Below are 22,986 nucleotides of genomic sequence, written 5' to 3'. Positions count from 1 at the left end.
TGGGTCCCGGCTCAAGGCCGGGACGACACCTTTATGGTTGAGACGACTGTGGCTGCGAGCGACTTACAGCCGCTCCACGATCGTCACATTCGCCATGCCGCCGCCTTCGCACATGGTCTGCAGGCCGTAACGCTTGTTGTTCTGCTTCAGCGCATTGACCAGCGTGGTCATCAGCTTGGTGCCGGAGCCGCCGAGCGGATGGCCGAGCGCGATCGCGCCGCCATTGACGTTGAGTCTTTCAGGATCGGCGCCTGTCGTCTTGAGCCACGCCACCGGCACGGCGGCGAAGGCTTCGTTCACCTCGAACAGGTCGATATCGCCAATCGACATGCCGGCCTTTTCCAGCGCCCGCTTGGTGGCGTGCAGCGGGGCATCCAGCATGATCACGGGATCGCCGCCCATCATGGTCATGTGATGGATGCGCGCCAGCGGCTTGACGCCGAGTGACTTCAGGCCCTTCTCATTGACTACCAGCACACCGGAAGCACCGTCGCAGATCTGGCTGGCGCTGGCGGCGGTGTGCTTGCCGTTCTCGGCGATCAGCTTGACGCCCTTGATGCCGTCGAGGCTGGCGTCGAAGCGGATGCCTTCGTCGATATGGTGGGTGTCGGTCGATCCGTCGGCGCGGGTGATCTGCAGCGGAACGATCTCGTCCTTGAACTTGCCACCTTGCGTCGCCGCAATCGCGCGCTGATGGCTGTTGTAGGAGTACTCGTCGAGCTGGTCCTTGGAGAGGCCGTACTTCTCCGCCATCATTTCCGCGCCGGTGAACTGGCTGAATACGATGTTCGGATATTTCTTCTCGATGCCCGGGCTCTTGTAATGACCAAAGCCGTTCTTGGCGGGGAGCTGCGAGGCGAGGCCCATCGGCACCCGCGTCATCGATTCCACGCCGGCAGCGATCACGATGTCCATCGAGCCGGCCATCACCGCCTGCGCCGCAAAATGCAGCGCCTGCTGCGACGAGCCGCACTGCCGGTCGACCGATGTGGCGGGCACGCTCTCGGGCAGTTTTGACGCCATCACCGCGTTGCGGGCGATGTTGTTGGATTGTTCGCCGGCCTGCATCACGCAACCCATGATGAGTCTTCGATCTGGGCCGGATCGACGCCGGTGCGGTCGACCAGCGAGTCCAGCACGGAAGCGGCGAGATCGGCCGGATGCCAGCCTGCGAGACGTCCCCCCTTGCGGCCGCCCGCGGTGCGCGTAGCGGCGACGATATAGGCCTCGGCCATGTCTGTTCTCCCTGGTCATTGTTGGTGTGTTTGGAAAAGGTGGGCCGGATTTAAGGGGCGGCGCGGGATTTAGTCAATCAATCAATTAACTCTTGAGTGCAGCGGCGGCATGCGCTTAGGTGCGTCCGATTTCCCGGCAGGCAGGCAATGGCATCACAGGTGACTACCATCGTACCGATCAGGCTCCCGAGCGGCAAAAATACCACCGCCGAGAAGCTGCTTATGGCTGCGAGCGAGCTGATGATCGAACGCGCCTCGATCGAGGTATCGCTATCCGACATCGCGCAGAAGTCGGGCGTCAACGCAGCCCTCGTGAAATACCATTTCGGCAACAAGGACGGGCTGTTGCTGGCGCTTCTGGCACGCGACGCCGCGACCGAGATGTCGCAGCTCGAATATTTGATCAGCCAGCCAATTTCGCCGACCGCCAAGCTTCGCCTGCATATCGGCGGCATCATCCGCGCCTATCACCAGTTCCCCTATATGAACCGGCTGATCCACTATCTCCTGCACGAAAGCAGCCCGGAAGCCGCCGACGAAGTCTCGAAGTTTTTCGTCGCGCCCTTGCTCGACTTTCATCGGAGATTGCTGGCGGAGGGCGTCAAGGCCGGCGAGTTCCGCGATATCGATCCGGTGCTGTTCTACACGAGCCTGATCGGCGCCTGCGATCACCTGTTCTTCGGCCGCCACGCAATGTCGCGCGCGACCGGGGTCGGTCCCGTCACCGACGAAGTCTGCCGCGACTACATCAAGCATATGGAAGCGCTGATCTGCGGCGGGATGTTGAATGGGCGAATGGCGAGTAGCGAATAGCGAATGGATCCATTCGCCACTCGCTATTCGCCATTCGCCATTCGCCAACTAGAGAAGAAAACACCCAAGGAAAGGTTCTCAAAATGCAGTTGCAAGACGTTGCCGTAATCATCACCGGCGGTGGCTCCGGCCTGGGCGCCGCGACCGCCCGCGCCATGGCCGCGAAAGGCGCCAAGATCGGCGTGCTCGACCAGAACAAGGAGAACGCCGAAAAGCTCGCGGCCGAAGTGAAGGGCGTAGCGCTTCATGCCGATGTCACCAGCGAGGAGCAGATGAAGGCGGCGATCGCCAAGGCGGAAGCGGCGCATGGCACCGCGCGCGTGCTGATGAACTGCGCCGGCATTGGCGGCTCGCAGCGCGTGGTCGGCAAGGATGGCGTTTATCCCTTGGAAAAGTTCGTCCGCATCATCAACGTCAACCTGATCGGCACCTTCAACGCGCTGCGCCTGTTTTCCGAACGGCTCGCCACCGCGGCGCCGATTGGCGAGGAGCGCGGCGTCATCATCAACACCGCGTCCGTTGCGGCCTATGAAGGCCAGATCGGCCAGATCGCCTACTCCGCCTCCAAGGGCGGCATCGTCGGCCTCACTTTGCCGGCAGCGCGCGATCTCGCGAGCCTGAAGATCCGCGTCAACACGATTGCGCCCGGCATCTTCTTCACGCCGCTGCTGATGGGCCTCAACGAGGAAGCCCGCAAGAGCTTGGGGGCCCAGGTGCCGCATCCGGCCCGCCTCGGCGAGCCCGACGAATACGGTGCCCTCGCGGTGCACATCGTCGAGAACGCGATGCTCAACGGCGAGACCATCCGCCTCGACGGCGCCATCCGCATGGCGCCGCGGTAGGGGCAAACTCGGTCGTCGTCCCCGCGAACGCGGGGGACCCATAACCACAGCGCTCTCGTTGAAGCGCGATGGGTCCCCAGCGTAGCGCAACAACGAAGGCCTGTGGTTATGGGTCCCGGCTCGCGCTTCGCTTGGCCGGGACGACGGTGATGAGGAGCGCCTCGTGACTCAACCGCTGCTGATCGAACACAATGACGGGGTCGATTGGGTGACGCTTAATCGCCCCGATAGCCTCAACGCGCTCGATCCGTCGCTGATCGACGCGCTCAACGCCTATTTCGAAGGCCTGCAGCGCAACCGCTCCACGCGTGTCGTCGTGCTGAAGGGTGCAGGCGCATCGTTCTGCGCCGGGCTCGATCTCAAGCACGCCATGCAGCGCCGCGCGGGGCAGCAGGAGCCTCCCGGCGTGACTGAGTCGCTGGACTCGCAGCGCCGCATCGCAGACATCGTGATGCTGATGCGACGCTGCCCGCAGCCGATCATCGCGCTGATTCAGGGCGCGGCGGCCGGCGGCGGTTTTGCGCTGGCGCTTGCCGCCGATATCCGCATAGCCACGAAGAGCGCGCGGATGAACTGCGCCTTCATCAAGCTCGGTCTCGGCGGCTGCGACATCGGCACCTCCTATTTCCTGCCGCGCCTGGTCGGCGTGTCGGTTGCTTCGGAACTGATCCTCACCGGCCGCTTTATCGGCGCCGAGCGCGCGCTCGCGGTCGGTCTTGTCTCTGAAGTCGTCGAGAACGGCGGGTTGGACGCGGCGGCCGAGCCTTACGTCGAGGCGATGATGACGGCGTCGCCGGTGGGCTTACGGCTCTCCAAGGAATGCCTCAACATGAGCGTCGATGCCGGCTCGATCGAAGCCGTGATCGCGACGGAAGACCGCAATCAGGTGCTATGCAGCCGCTCGGAAGATTTCAACGAAGGCATCAGGGCCTTCCTTGAGAAACGAAAGCCTGTCTATATCAAGCGATGACGAGAAGATCCGCAAAAGGACAAGAATTCCGGGAGACGCAATATGAGTGGGAGTGCAGCGAAGGTGCTGACCAAGCCGGCCTTCCGCAAGATCGAATGGTTGCCGCGCGACATCGCGGTCGAGCGTCGTCCGGATGGCGTCATCATCCTGAAGTCGCGCATTCCGCTGCAGCCTTACGAGAAGCACATTCCGGCGTCTCTTGCGAAGTGGGCGAGAGAAGCGCCCGAGCGCATCTGGCTGGCGCAGCGCGGCGGCGCGGACCGGCAGTGGCGAAAGGTCTCTTATGGCGAAGCCAAGCGCATCGTCGACGGGCTGACGCAGGGCCTGCTCAATCTTAGTCTCACTGAGGGCCGCCCCGTTGCGATCCTCTCAGGCAATTCGATCGAGCACGCGCTGATGACGCAGGCGGCGATGCAGGCGCGCTCTCCCGCGGCGCCGGTGTCGCCGGCCTATTCGCTGATGAGCCAGGATCATCTCAAGCTCAAATACCTCTTCAACCTCATCAAGCCCGCGGTCGTAATGGTGCAGGACGGGCCGACCTTCGAGAAGGCGCTCGGGGCAATCGATCTAACCGGCGTCACTGTGGTTTACGTCGCGCGGCCCTGCGAAGGCATCAAGAGCGTGTCGTTTGGCGAACTCGCGGCAACGCCGGTTACCAAAGCTGTCGAAGACTCGATTTCAAAAATCACGCCGAAGACCGTCGGCAAGCTGCTGTTCACCTCAGGCTCGACCGGCATGCCAAAGGCCGTCATCAATACCCAGGAGATGATGTGCGCCAATGCGGCGATGATGATGCAGGTGCGCCCGCGCGATCCGAACGGGCCGCTCGCAACCGTGCTCGACTGGATGCCGTGGAATCACACCATGGGCGGCAACGCCGCGTTCAATCCGGTCCTGATCGATGGCGGCACGCTCTATATCGACGACGGCCGGCCGATGCCCGGCCAGCTTGAAGAAACCATCCGTAATCTCCGCGAAGTATCGCCGACCTATTACGCCAACGTCCCCGCCGGCTATGCGGCACTGGCGGCGGCAATGGAGAAGGACGATGCGCTGTGCCGCAGCTTCTTCAAGAATCTGACCGTGATGGCCTATGGCGGCGCGCGGCTGCCGGATGATCTCTACGATCGCATGCAGGCGCTGGCGGTGAAAACCACCGGTGAGCGCATCGTGTTCTACACCGGTTGGGGTTCGACCGAGACCGCGCCGACCTCGACCGGCACCTATTGGGACACCGAGCGGGTCGGCCTGATCGGCCTGCCGTTCCCCGGTGTCGAGCTGAAGATGGTGCCGTGCGGGTCGAAATACGAGCTGCGCCTGCGCGGCATCAACGTCACTCCCGGCTATTTCGGCCAGCCCGATCTCACCAAGAAGATGTTTGACGAGGAAGGTTTCTACTGCATCGGCGATGCCGGCGTGTTCGTCGACGACAACGATCCGCTGCAGGGCATCATCTTTGCCGGCCGCGTGGTCGAGGATTTCAAGCTCACGACCGGCACCTTCGTCCATGTCGGCTCGTTGCGCACCGATGCGATCGCCGCCGCCACGCCTGTGGTGCATGACGCGCTGGTCACTGGGCAGGACCGTCCGTTCATCGGGTTACTCGCCTGGCCCAATCTGCAGGCCTGCCGGCAGATAACAGACAATCCCGATGCGACCTTTGAAGATGTCGTCAGACATCCCGAGGTGATCGCCCGCCTGAAGCGCGGGCTGAAAGCGCATAACGCCTCCGCCACCGGCAGCAGCATGCGGATTGCCCGCGCGATGCTGATGGCCGAGCCGCCCTCGATCGACGGCAATGAACTGACCGACAAGGGCTATATCAACCAGCGCGCCGGCCTCGAGCGCCGCGCCGCGCTGGTGGAGAAGCTTTACGCCGATCGCCCAGGCGATGATGTGATTGTGCTGCAATGAGAACGACGCTCTCTCCACTCGTCATTCCGGGTTCGATGCTTCGCATCGCCCCGGAATGACGGGGAATAGAACAATAAGAAAGCAACTGAGGTAGGCCCGCCATGAACTTCGATTTCTCCGACGAACAAAAACAGATGCGCGATGAGGCGAGAAAATTTCTCGCCGAAAAGTGCCCGCCGAAGGCGGTACGCGAAGTGCTCGACGGCAAGGCGCCCTATGACAAGGAGCTGTGGAAAGGCCTCGCCGAGATGGGTTTTCTAGGCATCACGATCCCCGAACAATTCGGCGGTGCGGGCGCGGGTCATCTCGAGCTTTGCGTGATCGCGGAAGAGATGGGCCGCGCTAATGCGCCGGTGCCGTTCTCTTCCACCGTCTACCTCGCCGCCGAAGCGTTGCTGCTGGCGGGCTCGGAGGCGCAGAAGCAGAAATGGCTGCCGAAGATCGCGAGCGGCGAAGCGATCGGCACGCTGGCGCTGTTCGAAGGCAAGGGCAATCCGTCGCCGAAGACGATCAAGCTGCAGGCCTCCGGCGGCACGCTCAACGGCGTGAAGAAGCCGGTGCCCGATGGCGCGATTGCCGATTTTGCTGTCGTCGCCGCGCGCACCGGTTCGACGGTACGCGATTCCGATATCGCGCTGTTCCTGGTCGATCTGAAGGCCGGCGGTGTCGAAGCGAAGCCGCTGACCAATATCGATCCGACCCGTGGGCAAGCTGAACTCACCTTCACGAACGCCAAGGCCGAACCGCTCGGTGCCGCCGGTGAAGGCTGGAGTATCCTCACGCAAGTGCTCGACCGCGCCGCGGTGCTGCTGGCGTTCGAGCAGGTCGGCGGCTCCGATCGCGCACTCGAAATGGGCCGCGACTACGCGCTCGACCGTATTGCCTTCGGCCGGCCGATCGGCTCGTTCCAGGCGGTGAAGCACATGCTCGCCGACATGTATGTCTCGGCGACGCTGGCGCGTTCGAATTGCTACTACGGCGCCTGGGCGCTCTCGACCAACGCGGCGGAATTGCCGGAAGCCGCAGCGGCTGCCCGCATCAGCGCAACGCAGGCGTTTCAGCACTGCTCCAAGAACAACATCCAGGTCCACGGCGGCATGGGTTTTACCTGGGAGTTCGACTGCCACATGTACTACCGCCGCGCCAACGCCACGGCGCTGACGCTCGGCAGCCTGTCGTACTGGGAAGATCAGTTGATCGACCGCATGCGCAAGAAGAACGCGGCGTAACGTAGCGAACGTCATTCCGGGGCGATGCGAAGCATCGAACCCGGAATTCCGACGTAACAACTTCTGGATTCCGGATCGATTCGCGAGGCGGATCGTCCGGAACGACGAGCAAGGACAACGGTCATGAACTTCGACGACACCCCGCAGGAAGCCGCGTTCCGCGCCGAAGCGAGAGCGTGGATATCAGCCAATGCCCCCAAGCAATACGAGGAAGAGCTCCGAAAGTCCTCGCTCGGCCGCACCGTGCTGAAAGGCGCCAACATTCTCGAAGTCGCAAAGGCCTGGCAGAAGAAGAAGGCCGACGCCGGCTGGGCCTGCCTGCACTGGCCGAAGGAATATGGCGGCCGCGGCGCCTCGCCGATCGAGCGCGTGATCTGGCAGCAGGAAGAAGGGCCGTTCGGCAAACTTAGCGGCATGTTCATCATCGGCCACGGCATGTGCGGGCCGACCATGATGGCCTATGCGGGCGAAGAGCAGAAACGCAAGTATCTGCCGCCGCTCGCCTCCGGCGAAAAAATCTGGTGCCAGTTGTTCTCCGAGCCCGCCGGCGGCTCCGACGTCGCGGGCCTGCGCACCCGCGCCGAGAAGAAGGGCGACGACTGGATCATCAACGGCCAGAAGATCTGGACCTCGGGCGCGCACTATTCCGACTACGGCATTTTGCTCACGCGCACCGATCCGACCGTGCCGAAACACAAGGGGCTGACGATGTTCTTCCTGGACATGAAGAGCCCGGGCGTCGAGGTGCGGCCGATTAAGCAGGCCAGCGGCCAGTCCGATTTCAACGAGGTCTATTTTACCGACGTGAAAATCCCGGACTCGCAGCGGCTCGGCGCGGTCAATGACGGCTGGAACGTCTCACTGACCACACTCATGAACGAGCGCATGTCGATCGGCGCGGGTGTCGCGACCGGCTTTCCGGAACTGTTCGAGTTCTGCAACAGCCTGATGCTGGAGGATGGCCCCGCGATCGAGGATCGCAACGTTCGTTCGAGGCTTGCGAACTATGCGGTGAAGGCGAGCGGCCTGAGATATACCAGCATGCGCGCGATCTCGGCGCTATCGAAAGGGGAGCGTCCGGGGCCTGAAAACTCCATCGGCAAATTGGTGGCGGGATCGATGGTCCAGGAAGTCGCGATGTATGCGCTCGATTTGCAGGGCGCCGCCGGTGTGCTGAGCGGGGCTGATGATGCCGAAGTCGCCGGAAAATTCCAGGCGATGCTGCTGCGCGCGCCGGGCACCCGCGTCGAAGGCGGCACTGACGAGATCATGCGCAACATCATCGCCGAGCGTGTGCTTGGCCTGCCGGGCGACATCCGGGTCGACAAGGACGTGCCGTTCAACCAGATCCCGACCAAGGGAAGGACATGAAGACCCTCATCCTGAGGAGCGCGCCTGTGGCGCGCGTCCGAAGGATGAGGCCACAGTAGGGCCACATGGTTCGAGACGGCGCTAGCGCGCCTCCTCACCATGAGGGTCTGAGATTGATGCAAGATTTGAAATGAGAGGTCCGCCCATGAACTTCGACGACACGCCACAGGAAGCCGAATTCCGCAGCCTTGCCCGCAAATGGATCGACGCCAACGCGCCGAAGCAATATGAGGCGGAGCTGTCAAAGTCATCGCTCGGCCGCATCCGGCTGGAGAAGGAAGATATCGTCGACGTCGGCAAAGCCTGGCAGAAGAAGAAGGCCGACGGCGGCTGGGCCTGCCTGCACTGGCCGAAGGAATATGGCGGCCGCGGCGCCAGCCCGATCGAGAAGGTGATCTGGCAGCAGGAAGAGGGCGTTTATGGCAAGCTGACGCAGCCGTTCCAGATCGGCGAGGGCATGTGCGGCCCGACGGTGATGGCGTTCGGCAGCGAGGAGCACAAGCGTCACTATCTGCCAAAACTCGCGTCCGGCGAACATATTTGGTGCCAGCTCTTCTCGGAGCCCGCCGGTGGCTCCGACGTCGCGGGGCTTCGTACCCGCGCGGAAAAGAAGGGCGACAACTGGATCGTCAACGGCCAGAAGATCTGGACATCGGGCGCGCATTATTCCGACTGTGGGCTGCTGATCACGCGCACCGATCCCAACGTGCCCAAGCACAAGGGCCTGACGATGTTCTTCCTCGACATGAAGAGCAAGGGTGTCGAGGTGCGGCCGATCAAGCAGGCCAACGGCATGCAGGAGTTCAACGAGGTCTATTTCACCGATGTCGTCATTCCCGACAGTCAGCGCCTCGGCGCAGTCGGCGACGGCTGGAACGTGTCGCTGACCACGCTGATGAACGAGCGGATGTCGATCGGTTCGCGGCTTGCGACCGGCTTTCCGGAAATGTTCGAATTCTGCTCCAACCTGATGACCGATGACGGGCTTGCGATCGACGATCCCGCGACGCGCTCGAAGCTCGCGAGCTGGGCGGTGAAGGCGAGCGGACTGAAATACACCAGCTACCGCGCCATCTCCTCGTTGTCGAAGGGCGAGCGGCCGGGCCCGGAAAACTCCATCGGCAAACTGGTTTCGGGGTCGATGCTGCAGGACATCGCGACCTACGCGATGGACCTGCAGGGCGCGGCCGGCGCGCTGACCGGCGCAGATGAGGAAGCGGCGCGCGGCCAGTTCCAGCAGATGCTCTTGTCCTCGCCCTCGATGCGCATCGCCGGCGGCACCGACGAAATCCTGCGCAACATCATCGCCGAGCGCGTGCTCGGTCTGCCCGGTGATATCAGGGTCGACAAGGACGTGCCGTTCAGCAAGATCCCGACGAAGGGAAGGTAGATTCTCGTGTCCCGGACGAGGTGCGGCGCGTAGTGCCGCTCCGCAGAGCCGGAACCCAATCTTGATAGGCCCCGGCTCTGCAGCGCACCGTTACACGTTGCGCTGCGTCCGGGGCACGAAAGTGAGCCAGTTATGGACGCTGCAGTAAGCCAGACACAGGACCGCATCGGCGTGCTCGAAGAACTGCTGAACGACCGCTATTCCGTGCGCGCCTTCCAGCCGCAGCAGGTGCCGCGCGAAACCATCGAGCACATTCTCAAAGTTTCGCAGCGCACGGCGTCATGGTGCAACAGTCAGCCCTGGCAGGTGCTGATCGCCAGCGGCGAAGCCAAGGAAAAGTTTCGCAAGGCAATCTATGCCGAGGCCGCATCCGGCGCCAAGGACGATCACGACTTCACCCCGCCGCGCGAATATCTCGGCGTCTATCTCGAACGCCGCCGCGAAAGCGGCTTTCAGCTCTACAACACGCTCGGCATCGCCAGAGGCGACAAGATGGCTTATGCCAAACAGGCGCTGGAGAACTACAATTTCTTCGGTGCGCCGCATGTCGCCATCATTCACACCGACGAGCCGCTCGGCATCTACGGCGCGGTCGACTGTGGCGCCTATGTCTCGAACTTCATGCTGGCGGCGCAGGCGCTCGGCCTCGGCACCATTCCGCAGGCGGCATTGGCGCGGCATTCCGGACTGATCCGCCGTCACTTCAAGCTGGCCGACGATCGCAAGGTGGTGTGCGGCATTTCGTTCGGCTATGCTGATCACGCCCACAAGGTGAATAGCTACCGCACCTCGCGGGCAAGCGTCGCCGATACCGTGACGTTCATCGACGAATAGATCATCTCCCGTCCATCAGGCCCAAACCGCGCCGGCGGCAAAAGCCCCGGTCGCTTGCCGCGACCGGGGTTTTCCTTGCAGGTTATTCGATCAGTAGGCGCAGACGTTCACGGTGCGCAGGCGCATGCCGCGGCGGGTTTCCACCCAGCGCTGCTGTAGGCAGCCGTTCAGGCCAGTATCGACATAGACGCCGCCGAAGCCGACGCCGATGGCGGGACCCCAGCCATGGCCCCAATGATGGCCCCAGTGATGGCCGTGGTAAAAGCCGCCGGCGGAAGCGGGCGCTGCAGCGGCAAAGGTGAGCGAAGCGGCGGCAATCAGTCCGAGGGTAACCTTACGAAACATACTCATTTTCTCCAGTTGCTTGGCGCGAGGCCGTTGTTGCGTCCCTGCCCATCAGTCGGGCCGGAAGCGGCTCGCGTTCACGCGCGAAGGAGAGAATCGTGTTTCAGGAGTGTTTCGTGGGATGAGATTTTCGGACGTTCTTTCGATCAGGATGTCTAGCCAGTGTCTTCTGATAGCGTGCGGCCATGGCTTGCGTCAGCTCGACCATCTTGTCGCGCAGCTCGGCCGGCGCCAGCACCTCGGCCTCCGCGCCGAGGCGCAGCAACTCGGCGGCCGCATGCCACACCGTTTTCCCGATCGGTACGACGGCAATCCGCCAGCCGGCCGCATCCGCGGTCTCCTCGATACGGGTGCGCGTCCTCACATAGGGCTGGCTCAAGGCGTTGAGCAGTTTTACGCCAAACGGCGACAGCCGCACGGTGGCGGAATTCGGATGCATCTCGGCTTCGAGCCGGAGCGTTGCGGCTTGCCAATAGGCGGCGAGATCGAAGTCCGCGGGCCGGACGAACCGCTCATCCAGAACATTGCAATCAAGAACGCGCGCGACGCGATAGGTGCGCACGCTGCCGTCGACCTGTCCTGCGAGATACCAACTGCCGCCCTTGAGCACGAGACCGAGCGGCGCGACGCGACGGCGCTTCTCGGCCCGCCAGCTCTGGTAGCGGATTTCGATCAGGCTTTCGCGCAGCAGCGCGCCAGCAATGGCGCGCAGATGTTTTGGCTGCTCGGCTTCGCCGAACCAGCTTGGTGCATCGAGGTGAAAGCGTTCCTGCATCCGGCCGGCATTCGACCGCAGATTGGCCGGCAGCGCCGCCATTAGCTTGGTCTGCGCCGCCATCATCGCAGCATCCAGACCAAGCGCGGCTGCGGGCCCCGGCAGTCCCGTCATGAACAGCGCCTCGGCCTCCGGTTGCGACAATCCGTTCAGCCGCACACGATAGCCGTCGAGCAGGCGATAGCCGCCCTCGGCGCCGCGATCGGCATAGACGGGGATGCCGGCGGCGGCGAGCGCATCGATGTCGCGATAGATGGTGCGCACCGAAACTTCGCACGCCTCCGCGAGTTCAGGCGCGGTGATCTGTCCCCGCGCCTGCAGGGTCGTGAGGATTGAAAGCAGCCGGCTCGCGCGCATGCCCTCTTTAACCATACCTGACAGAGGATGTCAGGTATGAGCGGGCATAGAAGGATCCGTTACCCTGAAGTTCAAAAGGAGGCTGCCCATGACCAGCAAGGACCGCATCACGCTATATTACTCGCCGCAGAGCCGCGCGACCGGCACGCGGGTGCTGCTGGAGGAACTGGGAGCGCCTTACGATCTCCATGTCCTGAATATGAAGGCGGGCGAGCAGCGCCAGCCGGCCTATCTCGCCATCAACCCGTTGGGCAAGGTGCCGGTGATCCGCCATGGCGAGGCGCTGGTGAGCGAACAGGTGGCGATCTACATCTATCTCGCCGATCTGTTTCCGGAAGCCGGGCTCACGCCCGCGCTTGACGATCCCAGGCGCGGCCCGTATCTGCGCTGGATCGCCTATTATGGCTCGTCCTTTGAGCCGGCCCTGATCGACAAGTTCATGAAGCGCGAACCGGCGCCGCTGACGCAATCGCCCTATTCCGATTACGACTCCATGCTCGGCGTCTTGGAGACGCAGCTTTCCAGGGGACCTTATCTGCTCAGGGAACGCATGACGGCCGCCGACATTCTCTGGGGCGTGGCGTTCAGTTGGACGATGATGTTCGGCCTCGTGCCCGAAAAGGACGTGTTCAAGGCCTATGCCGAGCGCATCACATCGCGTCCCGCCTTCCAGCGGATCACCGCGGCCGATGATGTCATGGCGGCGCAGCATGCCGCGGCTTGCGGCGGGTGAGCGGCGCGACGAGGGTTGGATTGCTGGATGGCCAAGACAGTTCACACCACCAACTGCTTCAACACCTTCATCCAGATCGCGGAAGATTGTCCCGCGCGTACTAGCGAGGAGCCGCCGCTTCGCGCGGGCAATCCGACCGTAGCCGGCCTGCAATACAACATCATTGCGGAAGCGCCTTACAAGTACACTTCCGACGACGTGATATTCGCGACCTCCGCCCGTGGCCGGCAACTCGACGCAAAGGCGACAAAGCGGGAGCGAAGCCTTGCCCGTGACGAATTCTTCTCGAAAGGGCAGGCGTGCCTGAGAGCGTCAGGCCTCGGCAAGCGCTTCGGCTGGGGCGTGCATGCCGATGCCAAAGGGCGCGTTGCGATCTATGCGGTCGACAGCAAGCGCTACCAGGCGCTGGCGCGCGATCCTGCTATCAAGCAGGTCCGGGCGATGCGGACGAAGCGTGCATGAGCTTTTCGCTCAGAATTTCGGCGGCCGTTTTTCCGCAAAGGCCTTGATGCCTTCCTTGATCTCGGCGCTGCGCATGCTCTCGCGGTGGCGGCGGTCGGCAGCTTCCTCGTCAAGTTTGCCGCGGGCGAATTCGTTGATGGCGCGCTTCATGCCACGCATCGCCAGCGGCGCGTTGCCGGCCAGGATAGCGGCGAGACGATCCACTTCCTCGTCCAGTGCTTCCACCGGCACCATGGAGGTGAGATAGCCGATCCGCAGCATTTCCGGCGCGGTGATTTTTTGCGCGGTGAGGAATAGCGTTTTTGCATTGTCGACGCCGAGCCGCGACACATAACGCGCGATGCCGCTCTTGTAATAATGCAGGCCGAGCCGGGCCGCCGGCATGAACATTTCAGCCGTATCGACGCCGATACGGAAGTCGCAGGCCAGCGCCAGGTCGGTCGCGCCGCCATAGACGCCGCCATTGAGCCGGCAGATCGTCGGCACGCCGAGATCCTCCAGCCGGTTGACGACGACCTCGAACGCCGACCCGGCGCTTTGCTGTTCCTTCTCGCTGGTCGCACGATCCGCGACCGAATTGAGATCGTAGCCGGCGCTGAACGCGCGGCCGGTGCCGGTCAGCACCAGCACGCGGATCGCGGGATCGGCCTCGATCCGGTCGAACAGCCTCATGAGATCGCCGAGATCCTCGCTCTGCAGCCGGTTCAGGTGCTTCGGCCGGTTGAGGCGGATGGTGGCGCGCGCGCCGCTGATTTCGAGGATGGGCGCGCTCGCGGCCTCGGCTGCTTCACGCATGCTGTTCTCCGTTGTTCTTGCTTGTGTGAATTATTCGTTCTCTTGCGCGCGCCGCCGGGCCTCGGCGTCGATGGTCTCGGCCAGATCGGGATGTCGCGCCATCAGCAGGCGAAAGTCCACGAGGTCGAGTACCAAGAGGCGCGTCACCTTGGTAGTCGTGACATTGGCGCCGCGCAGATTGTTGCCGAGCAGCGCCATCTCGCCGAAGAACGCGCCTTCGCCGAGCGGCACTTTCTTTCCGGGCAATTCGACCTCGGCTTCGCCGGCGGCGATGAAATACATGCAGTCGCCCTGCTGGCCCTTGCGGATGATCGTGGTGCGCGCCGGCAGGTCCATCGTTCGCAGCATGTGGGTGACGTCGGCGATCGCGGCCGGGCCGAGGGTGGCAAAGAACGGCACCTTGCTGACGGTCTCCCAGGTCTTCAGGAAATTGTCGCGGCGGGTCTCGGCGGCAAAGCCGGTTGCCAGAATACCGGTCCAGAGCCCGAACACGCCGACGCCGCAGATCATGACAAGCGACGCGACCATGCGGCCGAGCGGCGTGATCGGCACCACGTCGCCATAACCGGTGGTGGTCAGCGTCACGACCGCCCACCACAGCGCCGCCGGCACGCTGCCGAAGGTCGCCGGCTGCACGTCGCGTTCCAGGAAATATTCGGCAACGGAGGCCAGAAACACCACCATCAGGAAGATCACGAGCACGCTGAGCAAGGGTCCCGATTCCAGCACCAGCACGCGCCGGAGCTGCCGCAGCCCCGGAATGCCCGGAACGACCTTGAGCACCCAGAGGATGCTGAGCAGCCACGCCGTCCGGGGCTCGACGGCCGCGATGAGCGCGACCGGCACCGCAAGGGCGCCGATGGTATCGACCACTCCGCTGCTGGAAAACACGTAGAGCGCCAGCCGTCCTTGCCGCGCCATGTGGCGCAGGCGCACCAGCCATTCGAACACGAAATAGGCCAGGCACGTCCACAGCACCGCGTCGACCCAATGGTGCGCCGCGTCGTAGGCGGGGGCTGCCGTGAGCACTACCATGGCAGCGACGCCGGCCGCGACGGCGACATAGGCCGCTTTGGTCATGTTGCGGCCGGCCGTCTTGGCGGTGAATTGAGCCAGTGCCGAGAGAACGAGCCGCTTGGACATTTGGATGGGGAGGGCCTGACGGGCAAAAAAGCTGAAGGTGCGGCCAAGCCGCAGCGTGACCAATGCGGGCAAAGTGCCTGCCGCCGGGGAGGCCGTCAACGATGCCCTCGCGCCCGCTGCGCCAGGGCCGGTCGGGCTCAGGCCGCGCGGGCGGCTATAGGTGCGTGAATTTTACCCGGGAATAGTGAGAATCCCGACAAAACGTCGCCTTTTCCTCATATACCAAAAAGGCCCTGCGGCCATTACGATAGGCGGGCGCCGCAGCAGAATCGCGAAAAAACAGTCCCTGAATAATTTGGTTGGCTTCCAATGGATACGTCTCATCTGGCACAACACGCAGGAACCGCCGGCGCGCTGTTCGCGTCGATCTTCGTGGTCGCCACCACCACGATGAAGACCATGATCCCGTTGCGGGTGTTCGGCATTCTCGCCAACGTGATCCTGATCGTGACGGCAATTCCAACCCACAACTACCTGTTCATGGGCGTGCAGGCGGTCATGCTTTTCGTCAACTCCTATCGCCTGCACCAGATGCTGCAGTTGGTGCGCGACGTCAAGAAATCGGTCAACAGCGATCTGTCGATGGAATGGCTGAAGCCGTTCATGACCGAGCGCAATTGCACGGCCGGCGAGATCCTGTTCTACAAGGACGAGAAGGCCGAGGACATGCTCTATATCGTCAGCGGCAAGTTCAAGCTGGTCGAGTCGGGCATTGTCTTGCCGGTCGGCGCCATCGTTGGCGAGCTCGGCATGCTGTCGCCTTCGAACACGCGAACCCAGACGCTGGAATGTGTCGAGAGTGGCCTCATCCTGAGCGTCAGCTATACCAAAGTCGAGGAACTTTACGTGCAGAACCCTGCCTTCGGCTTCTACTTCCTCCGTCTCGCCAGCGCGCGTCTGTTCCAGAACCTGGAGGCGGCGGAAAAACGCCTGGCCCAGCATCTGGCGTCCACCGCCGAGCCGAAGCCCGTGTAGGAGCCGGAGCGAAGGGAGTGACAGACCGCGGTATCCTGTCGTCGTTGCGTTATCTGTTGGCCGATTTCATCGGCGAGGATGACGACGAGCCGCCGTTCCTGCCCGAGGGGCTGCCGGAGCCGGTGATGGCGGTCGCGAGCGAGGCCATCCACCTTCTCATCGACTATCAGGGCCCGAGCTACGCCCGGCTTTACGTCGACCGGCTGCGGCGGTTCATCGGCAAACGAGGCGTCGACGACGTGATGCTCGGCGACATTGCGCGGCTGATGGCGGTGCGCATGAGCTATGAGGACCCGATCCGGATCGCGCAGCTCAAGCTTGCCGAACTCAGCGGCCCGCCCGGTGCGTCGGCAGGCTCCGTCGACGTCAAAAAATTCCGGCTTGAAGAGCTGGTCGGCGCGCTTCCGGCCGTCATCGCTGAGTACGTGCTCGATGCACTCGAATGGGTGGGGTGCACGCACATTCGCGTCTCGATCCGCTTCAGCACCGCAAGCCGCGTTGGCATTCGCCGCCTCAAGATCGAGGCGGGGCTGCGGCGATGGCGGCTGCTTTCGGTGCGTTATGCCAAGGAGCGGGTCTGGGTCGAACGCTGGCTGCACATGATCGACCGCAGCCTGACCAAACAGCTCCATGCCGCGCCCGCGATCATCCAGACCGCGACGATGATCGAGGGCTATGGCGACGTCTACCGGCAGGGCATGGCCGATTGGAACGCGATCATCGATGGGCTGGTCAAGCCGACCTTCGACGGCGTGCTGGCCTTATCGGATCTCGCCGGCGCGATAACCGAAGCGCGCGCCGCCGCCTTGCCCGACCCGCGCCAGGCGGCGCTCAAGCGCAAGATCGCGGAAATACGGGCGCGGGCGTCGGCCGACGCGAACGTGTAGGGTAGGCAAAGGAGCGCCAGCGACGTGCCCACCCTCTGTCCATCCGGAAGGTCCTGATGGTGGGCACGCTTTCGCTTTGCTCCTACGGCGCCGCACTATGAGGATATCACGCGTCCTACGCGGTCTTCACGACCACGATCTTGTCGTCCTGCGCATGATCCTGTGCGGTGTGCCGCTTGAGATGTTCGCGGCGCAGGCCGATTTCGTCGCGCACGAATTCATAGCCGAGCTTGAAGGTATCGAGCCCATCGCTGCTGATGGTGCCGTCGCGCAAGCCGATCACCACGCTACGCAGCGTCGCTTCCAGCTCGTCCTGCAGTTCGTCGAGCGCGTCGAGCGAGTTGGCGTATTCCACGCGTTCGCCGATATCGAGAATGGCGGTCGCGAGTTGGCTGGCCTTTTCTGGCGCGATCCGGGTGATCTTGGCGTAGATGGCGGCAAAGATCGAGCCGATGATGCTGAGCGCCAATAGCGCCACATACATCAGGTCGCTGTAGCGCTCGACAAAGGACTTGATCTCATCATTGATGTATTCGGTGGCGCCCGGATGCGCCACGACGAAGGCATCCTTGTCGGTGTCTGCGGGCTCGATCTTGGAGGCGAAGCCGTCGGTGAGCCCGAGCTCGGCCTTGTTCTCGTAGATGATCCGCGCAAGATCGCCCACCGTCGTGTTCGGGAGTTTCGATTGCCCAACCAGCAGCCATTCGAGCCCGATCGTGTCGACGTCTTCCGCGGGAACGGCGGGCGAAGCTGAAAGCATGCCGGTCGCCACTGTTTCCTCAGAGATCGCCGGGTACTTCCTCGCGATCGCTTTCGCCGATTCGATCGCGTTCAGGGTGAAGCCGCCGCGTCTGGCATATTGCTCGTAGCTCTTGTCCTTTACGATCTGCGAGGCGTGCGCGATCTTGACCACGGCGCCGAACCCCGCGGCGAACAACTGCTCGAAGCTCGCGCCCGGCGGGGCCATCTGGACCCGCACCGCCGCGTCCGGATTGTCGGACAGCTCGAGAATGTTGCGCACCAGCGCAGCGCCGCTCTCGTTGTCGGCTATGACGGCGATCTTCTTTTTCTTCAGCTCCGCGATCGATTTGATTTTCTTGCCGTTCGGGCTGATCAAGAGAAGCAGGTCATGTTCCAGGATCGCCAGCGCGCGGGCGCGGGGCGGGATCCTGGCGTCGGTGCGCAAGATCGCAAGGTTGGCCTCCTTGCGGTCGAACTGCGACAGCGCCTTGGCATTGTCGCCGTTGGGCACGATCTTGAGCCGGAGCCGCGAGGAATTATTCTTCAGCACCGTCGCCAGCCGGGCGGCGAAACGCGCCTCGGGTCCATTCGTGTCGCCGACGGCAAATACCAGCGTCTCGGAATTGCGCAGCAGTGTCCGGCCACCCCATACCACGGTGGCGGTAAGGACTAGCGTCATGATGGAAAACAGCAGGATCTGGGTCCGGTTGCTCTTGACGGACCGCACGCGGCGACGCGGCATTTTCGGATGCGGCGTTGGGGCTTCAGCACGCATGGCTCGTACCGGGGGTCAGGGACGTCTCGCCGCCGGGCTGGCGCCGCAGGTCGTCCGAATGAATTCCTAAATGTCTAGAAAAGAACGATAATTTTGACCGCGGGCAATGATAGCCCGCTCCTATGGGATTGCAAAGCGCGGCCGCCGGTAACCTTACCCCGCGGGCGCGCGCTTGCCGCAGTATCGCAGTTCCGCCACACCGTGCGATTTTCAGACTACCCACAGGTGCATTCCGGCGCGGGAGATGTCATAAATGAAGGCAACGTTCGAATAGTCCGGGTTTGACAAGAACATTGCGCTGACAGCCTAGGTCCCGGTTTTTCGCCATCTCGTCAGTCCCAGCAAAGGGCGTCAGCTTTGTTGTTTCCTTCGATGTCGTCCTCGATCCCGGTAGGTGTGCTGGTCGGATGGATGCTGCTTCTCACCGTGAAGCACGTCATTGCCGACTTCGTGCTGCAAACTTCCTGGATGGCGATCGGCAAGGATCAAAAGACCGGCTGGGCCCTGCCGCTACTCGCGCATTGCCTCGTGCATCTGGCAGTGTCGTTGGCACTGATCCTGATTGTCGCGCCGCGATTCTGGTTCGTCGCCTTTATCGATTTCTTCATTCACATCACCGTCGATCGCCTCAAGGGGATCATCGCGTCCAGGTTCGGCGTCACGCTGGAGAACGAGCATCCCTGGTTCTGGACGCTGATCGGCGTCGACCAGGCGCTGCATCATCTCACCGGTTTCGGCCTGGCGATCTTCATTGCCGCGAACTGATCCCGCTCCCGGCGGTATCGGTCCAATCCCTCTCCGAATTTGGAAGGCGCACCAGCGCCGGCGCGAATCACGTTCCGATTCCGGTTCAGGCATCACTGGCAAGTCCTCCGGAATACTACTGGTGCGCGTGGTTAACCCTTCATTAGAGAATTGCGCGGCATCTTCCGCAAAGGGAGAACCGCAATGTTTTCAAGCCGCGACGCCTTCGAGAATGATTTCTGTCCGGTTCGGGACGAGCTGCTGGGCGAGATGTATCGCGCCAATCCGCATGGGCTGTCGCTGCTGGTAGAAAGCGTTTCATCCGACGTCCGCGCCATGCTGGCGCTGTTCTGCTACCGTCGCAGCCACCTCCACGCGCTGGCCGTTGCGGTTGCGGCAAGCTGCACCGAACGCGATCTGGTCCATTTCGGCGGCCGGGTCGGTTCCACGCTCTTTGCGCTGTCGCGCGAACCCACCGCGCGTTCCGCCTCGTCGCCGTCCCACGGCGGCCGCAAGCCGATCACCCTTTCGACCAAGCCGCTCTCGACGTTCAAGCCGATCGAGGACGAGATCGACGACGAAGATTTTGCGGAAGCGGTGACGGCATAGCGCAGCCGTCGTAGCCCGGGTGAAGCGGAGCGTAACCTGGGACCTCTTGCAACCGGCTAAACTTGTCCCGGATTGCGCTTCGCTTCATCCGGGCTACGCTCACGCCAACACCGGCAATCCGTGCCGCTTTCGTGCCATCGCACATTCGACGTCGCCGGGCATGCAGGTGCGGCACACCTCGGGCCGCACGGCGTAGATCAGGCACGATGTCGCCTCGCCGACCTTGCCTGACAGCGCCGAGCAGCGATCGCCGTCGCAGCGCATTCCCGACAGTCTTTCGTTGACGAATCCTTCCGGGATCAGGTCGAGCGCCGCGTCGTCCTCGGTGGTGAAACGCGGCCAATTCTGCGAGTAGCTGCAGCAGGCGCCACAGGCTTGGCAGGGGTTTTGGTTATCGGCGGCGATTCCTTGCATGCCTCGCGTTTAGCGCCAAATGACGGCGGTGGCCAGGACCGGCATCACGTATCCTTGGGCGCTTCCCAGACCAGGCTCCGCCGCCATTTCGCCCGCAGGATGTCGCGCCGTTCCGGATATTTTTCGTCGTGGTAGACCGCGTCGACGACGCGGTCGGTGCGGAAGCTGCGAAAATCCTTCCGCAGTTCGCACCACGCCGCCAGTATCCGCACCGCCTCGTGATAGCCGACCGCGATCGGCCAGATCGTGCGCTGGCTGTCGCGGCCATGCTCGTCGCGATAGTTCAGCGTGATCTTCTTGCCATCGTGGATCTGCGCCCGCGTCCGCACCATGTCGATGCGGTCGGGCTCCCGGTTCCACGCCCGCCGGGCGCGGCTGGCCGGCTCGAGCACGAATGGCCGCAGGCGTTCGGGCACGGTCTCGGCGACTTTCGCCATCAGGTCCTGGGCTGCGCGCGCCAGCGTGGGATCGGCGTGGCCGACCACCCATTGCGCGCCGAGCACGCAGGCCTCGATCTCATCAGGCGTAAGCATCAAGGGCGGCAGATCGAATCCCTTTTCCAGGATGTAGCCGACGCCGGCTTCGCCGCGGATCGGCACCCGCTGTTCGATCAGGGTCGTTATATCGCGGTAGATGGTTCGCTTCGAAGTCTCCAACTCGGCCGCGATCGCGTCCGCCGTCAAAGGCTTCCGGGTGCGCCGGAGCACCTGAATGATTTGAAACAGCCGGTCGGCCCGTCTCATGGCTCGTCTCTTTTCCTGATCGATAGCCCGCGATGCTGACAGCATGTTGGCAGCAGGGGTTTTGTATATCGGGACAACACCTCAATTAAAGGGAACTTGTCCATGACGATTTTCAGCGAATTCGGCTCCCGGCGAAGCCGCGGACCTCTCGTGAATGCCCACCCATCTGCATTGGAACAGCTCGTTTCCATCCACTGCGTCACCACCGATCTGCGCTGGGCGATGGTTGAGCTGGCATGGCGTTCACTTACCGCAATGTGCGTCTATGCGCAGGCGCAGCTTGCCACGTGGGGGCGCAAGGCCCGTTCGCCGCGGGAGGAGGGAGGCGGCGGCCGGCCTTGCTGCTGCTGACACAATGGTGGCAGCAGGGAGACGCTAGCCTCGGGCGCGTTTTTTGAGATCGGGAGATCAGCATGATTACCCTCTATGGCTTCGGCGCCGGCTTCGGCCTGCCGGAGATCAGCCCCTTTGTGACCAAGACCGAGGTCCAGCTCAAAATGGCCGGTCTTGCCTATCGCAAGGAGAAGGCCAAGCCGCCGGCCTCACCCAAGGGGCAGTTGCCCTACATCGTCGATGAGGCCGAGACGATCGCCGATTCCACCTTCATTCGCGCGCACCTGGAAGCCAAATACGGTTTCGATTTCGACGCGCCGCTCAGCCTGCAGGCGCGGGCGCAAGCCTGGGCGTTCGAGCGGATGATCGAGCATCATATCTATTGGGCGCTGGTGGGCGCGCGCTGGGTCGACGGCGACAATTTCGCCAAGGGCCCAGCGCATTTCTTCGACAGCGCGCCGGCGCATTTGCGCGAGAAGATGCGCGAGGACGCCCAGTTCCGCGTCGCCGAGAACTACCTGCTCAGCGGCCTCGGCCGCCACGCTCCGGACGAGGATATCGATCTCGCCGTTCGCTCGCTGTTTGCGCTGTCGGTCCAACTCGGCGACAAGCCGTTTATGATGGGCGAGTCGCCCTGCGGCATGGACGCCACCGCGTTCGCTATGCTTGCCGGAATCCTGACGCCGTTCTTCGAGTCGGCGCTGCGGCAGCGGACCGAGCAGTTCGCCAATCTCACCGCTTATGTCGACCGCATGATGCTGCTGTACTATCCGGAATTCGCCTGGGCACCGGTGCAGCAGGCGGCCTGATCATGATGTCGCGGCTGCGGAGTGGCCCTGCAAGGCGGCCAGCTCCGCTTCAAGTTCGGCGATGCGGGCGTCGCGCACAGCCAATGCCTGCGCGACATCGGCGGCGTCGAACTTCTGCGGGATATGTTGCGGGCAGTTGGTGTCCCACGCCGAAATGCGAAACAGGATGACCTGCTCGGGCCGCGCCTTGTAGCCCTGCGGCATCAGCGATTTCGTCAGGGCCGGATCGTCCTCCACCACGCGTGCCTCGCCCCAGATCTTGACGCGCCGGCGATGCGCATAATCCATCACGAAAATATGCGCCTTCGGATTCTCCGACAGATTGCCTTGGGTGATGTACTGCCGGTTGCCGCTGTAATCGGCAAACGCGATGGTGTTGTTGTCGAGAACTTTGACAAAACCCTTCGGCCCGCCGCGGTGCTGGATATAGGGCTGGCCGTCGGCGGAAGCGGTCGCGAGATAGAAGCTCGTGGTCTCGGCCAGAAAGCCGGCAAGGTTTTCGTCGATCTCGACGCGCCAGCCGCCGCGTGCCTCGACGTTGGCATAGGCCTCGCGCGAGCCCTTGCGGGTCTGGATCGCCTTCACCGCCGGAGTAAAGGCGATATCGCTGGAATAGGTGTGAACGTCAGACATCTGAGCCTCCCGTCATGGAGCGCCTACACGGTCGTCCTTCGGCTCCAAGATGGCCGTTTCGGTAATATAAACAATCCGAGGAGTTGACACTTCACTATTGCTGGATATGCAATAG

General features: G+C 63.0%; 24 protein-coding genes and 1 pseudogene. 16 read left to right on the top strand and 9 right to left on the bottom strand.

Annotated features, from left to right (window positions below; genetic code table 11):
* Positions 1–63: 63 nt before the first annotated feature.
* Positions 64–1,235, bottom strand: a pseudogene (locus tag HCN58_RS19790) (acetyl-CoA C-acetyltransferase).
* Between the two features lie 147 nt (positions 1,236–1,382).
* Here HCN58_RS19790 and HCN58_RS19785 point away from each other — a divergent pair.
* The 8 genes from HCN58_RS19785 (at position 1,383) to HCN58_RS19750 (ending at position 10,598) form a co-directional block, all read left to right on the top strand.
* Positions 1,383–2,048, top strand: a complete 666-nt coding sequence (locus HCN58_RS19785; protein WP_171581058.1) for a TetR family transcriptional regulator — start codon at positions 1,383–1,385, stop codon at positions 2,046–2,048.
* Between the two features lie 83 nt (positions 2,049–2,131).
* Positions 2,132–2,890 carry an SDR family NAD(P)-dependent oxidoreductase gene (locus HCN58_RS19780; protein WP_171581057.1) on the top strand — a complete coding sequence of 253 codons (759 nt, stop codon included), beginning with the start codon at positions 2,132–2,134 and terminating at the stop codon, positions 2,888–2,890.
* A 163-nt stretch (positions 2,891–3,053) separates the two neighbouring features.
* Positions 3,054–3,860: an enoyl-CoA hydratase/isomerase family protein gene (locus tag HCN58_RS19775; protein WP_171581056.1), complete on the top strand. Its 807-nt coding sequence runs from the start codon at positions 3,054–3,056 to the stop codon at positions 3,858–3,860.
* A 42-nt stretch (positions 3,861–3,902) separates the two neighbouring features.
* Positions 3,903–5,774, top strand: coding sequence for an AMP-binding protein (locus tag HCN58_RS19770; protein WP_171581055.1), 1,872 nt, complete (start codon positions 3,903–3,905; stop codon positions 5,772–5,774).
* A gap of 101 nt (positions 5,775–5,875) precedes the next feature.
* Positions 5,876–7,003, top strand: a complete 1,128-nt coding sequence (locus tag HCN58_RS19765) for an acyl-CoA dehydrogenase family protein (RefSeq protein ID WP_171581054.1) — start codon at positions 5,876–5,878, stop codon at positions 7,001–7,003.
* 123 nt (positions 7,004–7,126) lie between these two features.
* Entirely contained in the window at positions 7,127–8,374 is a 1,248-nt protein-coding gene (locus HCN58_RS19760; protein ID WP_171581053.1) for an acyl-CoA dehydrogenase, read from the top strand.
* A gap of 145 nt (positions 8,375–8,519) precedes the next feature.
* The gene (locus HCN58_RS19755) at positions 8,520–9,764 is read left to right on the top strand and encodes an acyl-CoA dehydrogenase (RefSeq protein ID WP_171581052.1); all 1,245 of its coding nucleotides are present in this window, start codon (positions 8,520–8,522) and stop codon (positions 9,762–9,764) included.
* 132 nt (positions 9,765–9,896) lie between these two features.
* Positions 9,897–10,598, top strand: a complete 702-nt coding sequence (locus HCN58_RS19750) for a nitroreductase (protein ID WP_171581051.1) — start codon at positions 9,897–9,899, stop codon at positions 10,596–10,598.
* A gap of 90 nt (positions 10,599–10,688) precedes the next feature.
* Here HCN58_RS19750 and HCN58_RS19745 read toward each other — a convergent pair whose 3' ends face one another.
* Positions 10,689–10,943 (bottom strand): hypothetical protein, encoded by a 255-nt coding sequence (locus HCN58_RS19745; RefSeq protein WP_171581205.1) that lies wholly within the window; start codon positions 10,941–10,943, stop codon positions 10,689–10,691.
* A 103-nt stretch (positions 10,944–11,046) separates the two neighbouring features.
* Entirely contained in the window at positions 11,047–12,075 is a 1,029-nt protein-coding gene (locus tag HCN58_RS19740; protein WP_171581050.1) for a helix-turn-helix transcriptional regulator, read from the bottom strand.
* A gap of 88 nt (positions 12,076–12,163) precedes the next feature.
* Between HCN58_RS19740 and HCN58_RS19735 the strand changes: the two genes are divergently transcribed.
* Positions 12,164–12,808, top strand: a complete 645-nt coding sequence (locus HCN58_RS19735) for a glutathione S-transferase family protein (protein ID WP_171581049.1) — start codon at positions 12,164–12,166, stop codon at positions 12,806–12,808.
* A gap of 27 nt (positions 12,809–12,835) precedes the next feature.
* Positions 12,836–13,270, top strand: a complete 435-nt coding sequence (locus HCN58_RS19730; protein WP_171581048.1) for a DUF6157 family protein — start codon at positions 12,836–12,838, stop codon at positions 13,268–13,270.
* Between the two features lie 9 nt (positions 13,271–13,279).
* Here HCN58_RS19730 and HCN58_RS19725 read toward each other — a convergent pair whose 3' ends face one another.
* Complete coding sequence (locus HCN58_RS19725) at positions 13,280–14,065, bottom strand: enoyl-CoA hydratase/isomerase family protein (protein ID WP_171581047.1); 786 nt, start codon at positions 14,063–14,065, stop codon at positions 13,280–13,282.
* A 30-nt stretch (positions 14,066–14,095) separates the two neighbouring features.
* Positions 14,096–15,208 (bottom strand): cyclic nucleotide-gated ion channel, encoded by a 1,113-nt coding sequence (locus HCN58_RS19720; RefSeq protein WP_171581204.1) that lies wholly within the window; start codon positions 15,206–15,208, stop codon positions 14,096–14,098.
* Positions 15,209–15,517: 309 nt separating this feature from the next.
* Here HCN58_RS19720 and HCN58_RS19715 point away from each other — a divergent pair, with 309 nt between their 5' ends.
* Entirely contained in the window at positions 15,518–16,183 is a 666-nt protein-coding gene (locus tag HCN58_RS19715) for a Crp/Fnr family transcriptional regulator (protein WP_171581046.1), read from the top strand.
* Between the two features lie 17 nt (positions 16,184–16,200).
* Positions 16,201–17,070 carry a DUF6537 domain-containing protein gene (locus HCN58_RS19710; RefSeq protein WP_171581045.1) on the top strand — a complete coding sequence of 290 codons (870 nt, stop codon included), beginning with the start codon at positions 16,201–16,203 and terminating at the stop codon, positions 17,068–17,070.
* 115 nt (positions 17,071–17,185) lie between these two features.
* On the opposite strand, the gene HCN58_RS19705 is transcribed toward HCN58_RS19710, so the two are convergent.
* Positions 17,186–18,586 carry a TAXI family TRAP transporter solute-binding subunit gene (locus tag HCN58_RS19705; RefSeq protein WP_171581044.1) on the bottom strand — a complete coding sequence of 467 codons (1,401 nt, stop codon included), beginning with the start codon at positions 18,584–18,586 and terminating at the stop codon, positions 17,186–17,188.
* Positions 18,587–18,997: 411 nt separating this feature from the next.
* Between HCN58_RS19705 and HCN58_RS19700 the strand changes: the two genes are divergently transcribed.
* Positions 18,998–19,351, top strand: a complete 354-nt coding sequence (locus HCN58_RS19700) for a DUF3307 domain-containing protein (RefSeq protein ID WP_171581203.1) — start codon at positions 18,998–19,000, stop codon at positions 19,349–19,351.
* 183 nt (positions 19,352–19,534) lie between these two features.
* Entirely contained in the window at positions 19,535–19,939 is a 405-nt protein-coding gene (locus tag HCN58_RS19695; protein WP_171581043.1) for a hypothetical protein, read from the top strand.
* A gap of 99 nt (positions 19,940–20,038) precedes the next feature.
* Here HCN58_RS19695 and HCN58_RS19690 read toward each other — a convergent pair whose 3' ends face one another.
* Together HCN58_RS19690 and HCN58_RS19685 are read right to left on the bottom strand one after the other, a co-directional pair.
* Positions 20,039–20,353, bottom strand: a complete 315-nt coding sequence (locus HCN58_RS19690; protein ID WP_171581041.1) for a YkgJ family cysteine cluster protein — start codon at positions 20,351–20,353, stop codon at positions 20,039–20,041.
* A 44-nt stretch (positions 20,354–20,397) separates the two neighbouring features.
* Positions 20,398–21,096 (bottom strand): helix-turn-helix transcriptional regulator, encoded by a 699-nt coding sequence (locus HCN58_RS19685; protein ID WP_171581040.1) that lies wholly within the window; start codon positions 21,094–21,096, stop codon positions 20,398–20,400.
* A gap of 102 nt (positions 21,097–21,198) precedes the next feature.
* Between HCN58_RS19685 and HCN58_RS19680 the strand changes: the two genes are divergently transcribed.
* A complete protein-coding gene (locus HCN58_RS19680; RefSeq protein ID WP_171581038.1) occupies positions 21,199–21,447 on the top strand; it encodes a hypothetical protein in 249 nt (82 codons plus the stop codon).
* 62 nt (positions 21,448–21,509) lie between these two features.
* The gene (locus HCN58_RS19675) at positions 21,510–22,238 is read left to right on the top strand and encodes a glutathione S-transferase family protein (RefSeq protein ID WP_171581037.1); all 729 of its coding nucleotides are present in this window, start codon (positions 21,510–21,512) and stop codon (positions 22,236–22,238) included.
* On the opposite strand, the gene HCN58_RS19670 is transcribed toward HCN58_RS19675, so the two are convergent.
* Positions 22,239–22,871, bottom strand: coding sequence for a pyridoxamine 5'-phosphate oxidase family protein (locus HCN58_RS19670; RefSeq protein ID WP_171581036.1), 633 nt, complete (start codon positions 22,869–22,871; stop codon positions 22,239–22,241).
* Positions 22,872–22,986 lie beyond the last annotated feature (115 nt).

This window comes from Bradyrhizobium australiense (assembly GCF_013114825.1).
GTDB lineage: Bacteria > Pseudomonadota > Alphaproteobacteria > Rhizobiales > Xanthobacteraceae > Bradyrhizobium > Bradyrhizobium australiense.
The sequence above is the reverse complement of the archived record's forward strand: the minus strand, read 5'-3'. Positions and strand labels throughout refer to the sequence as shown.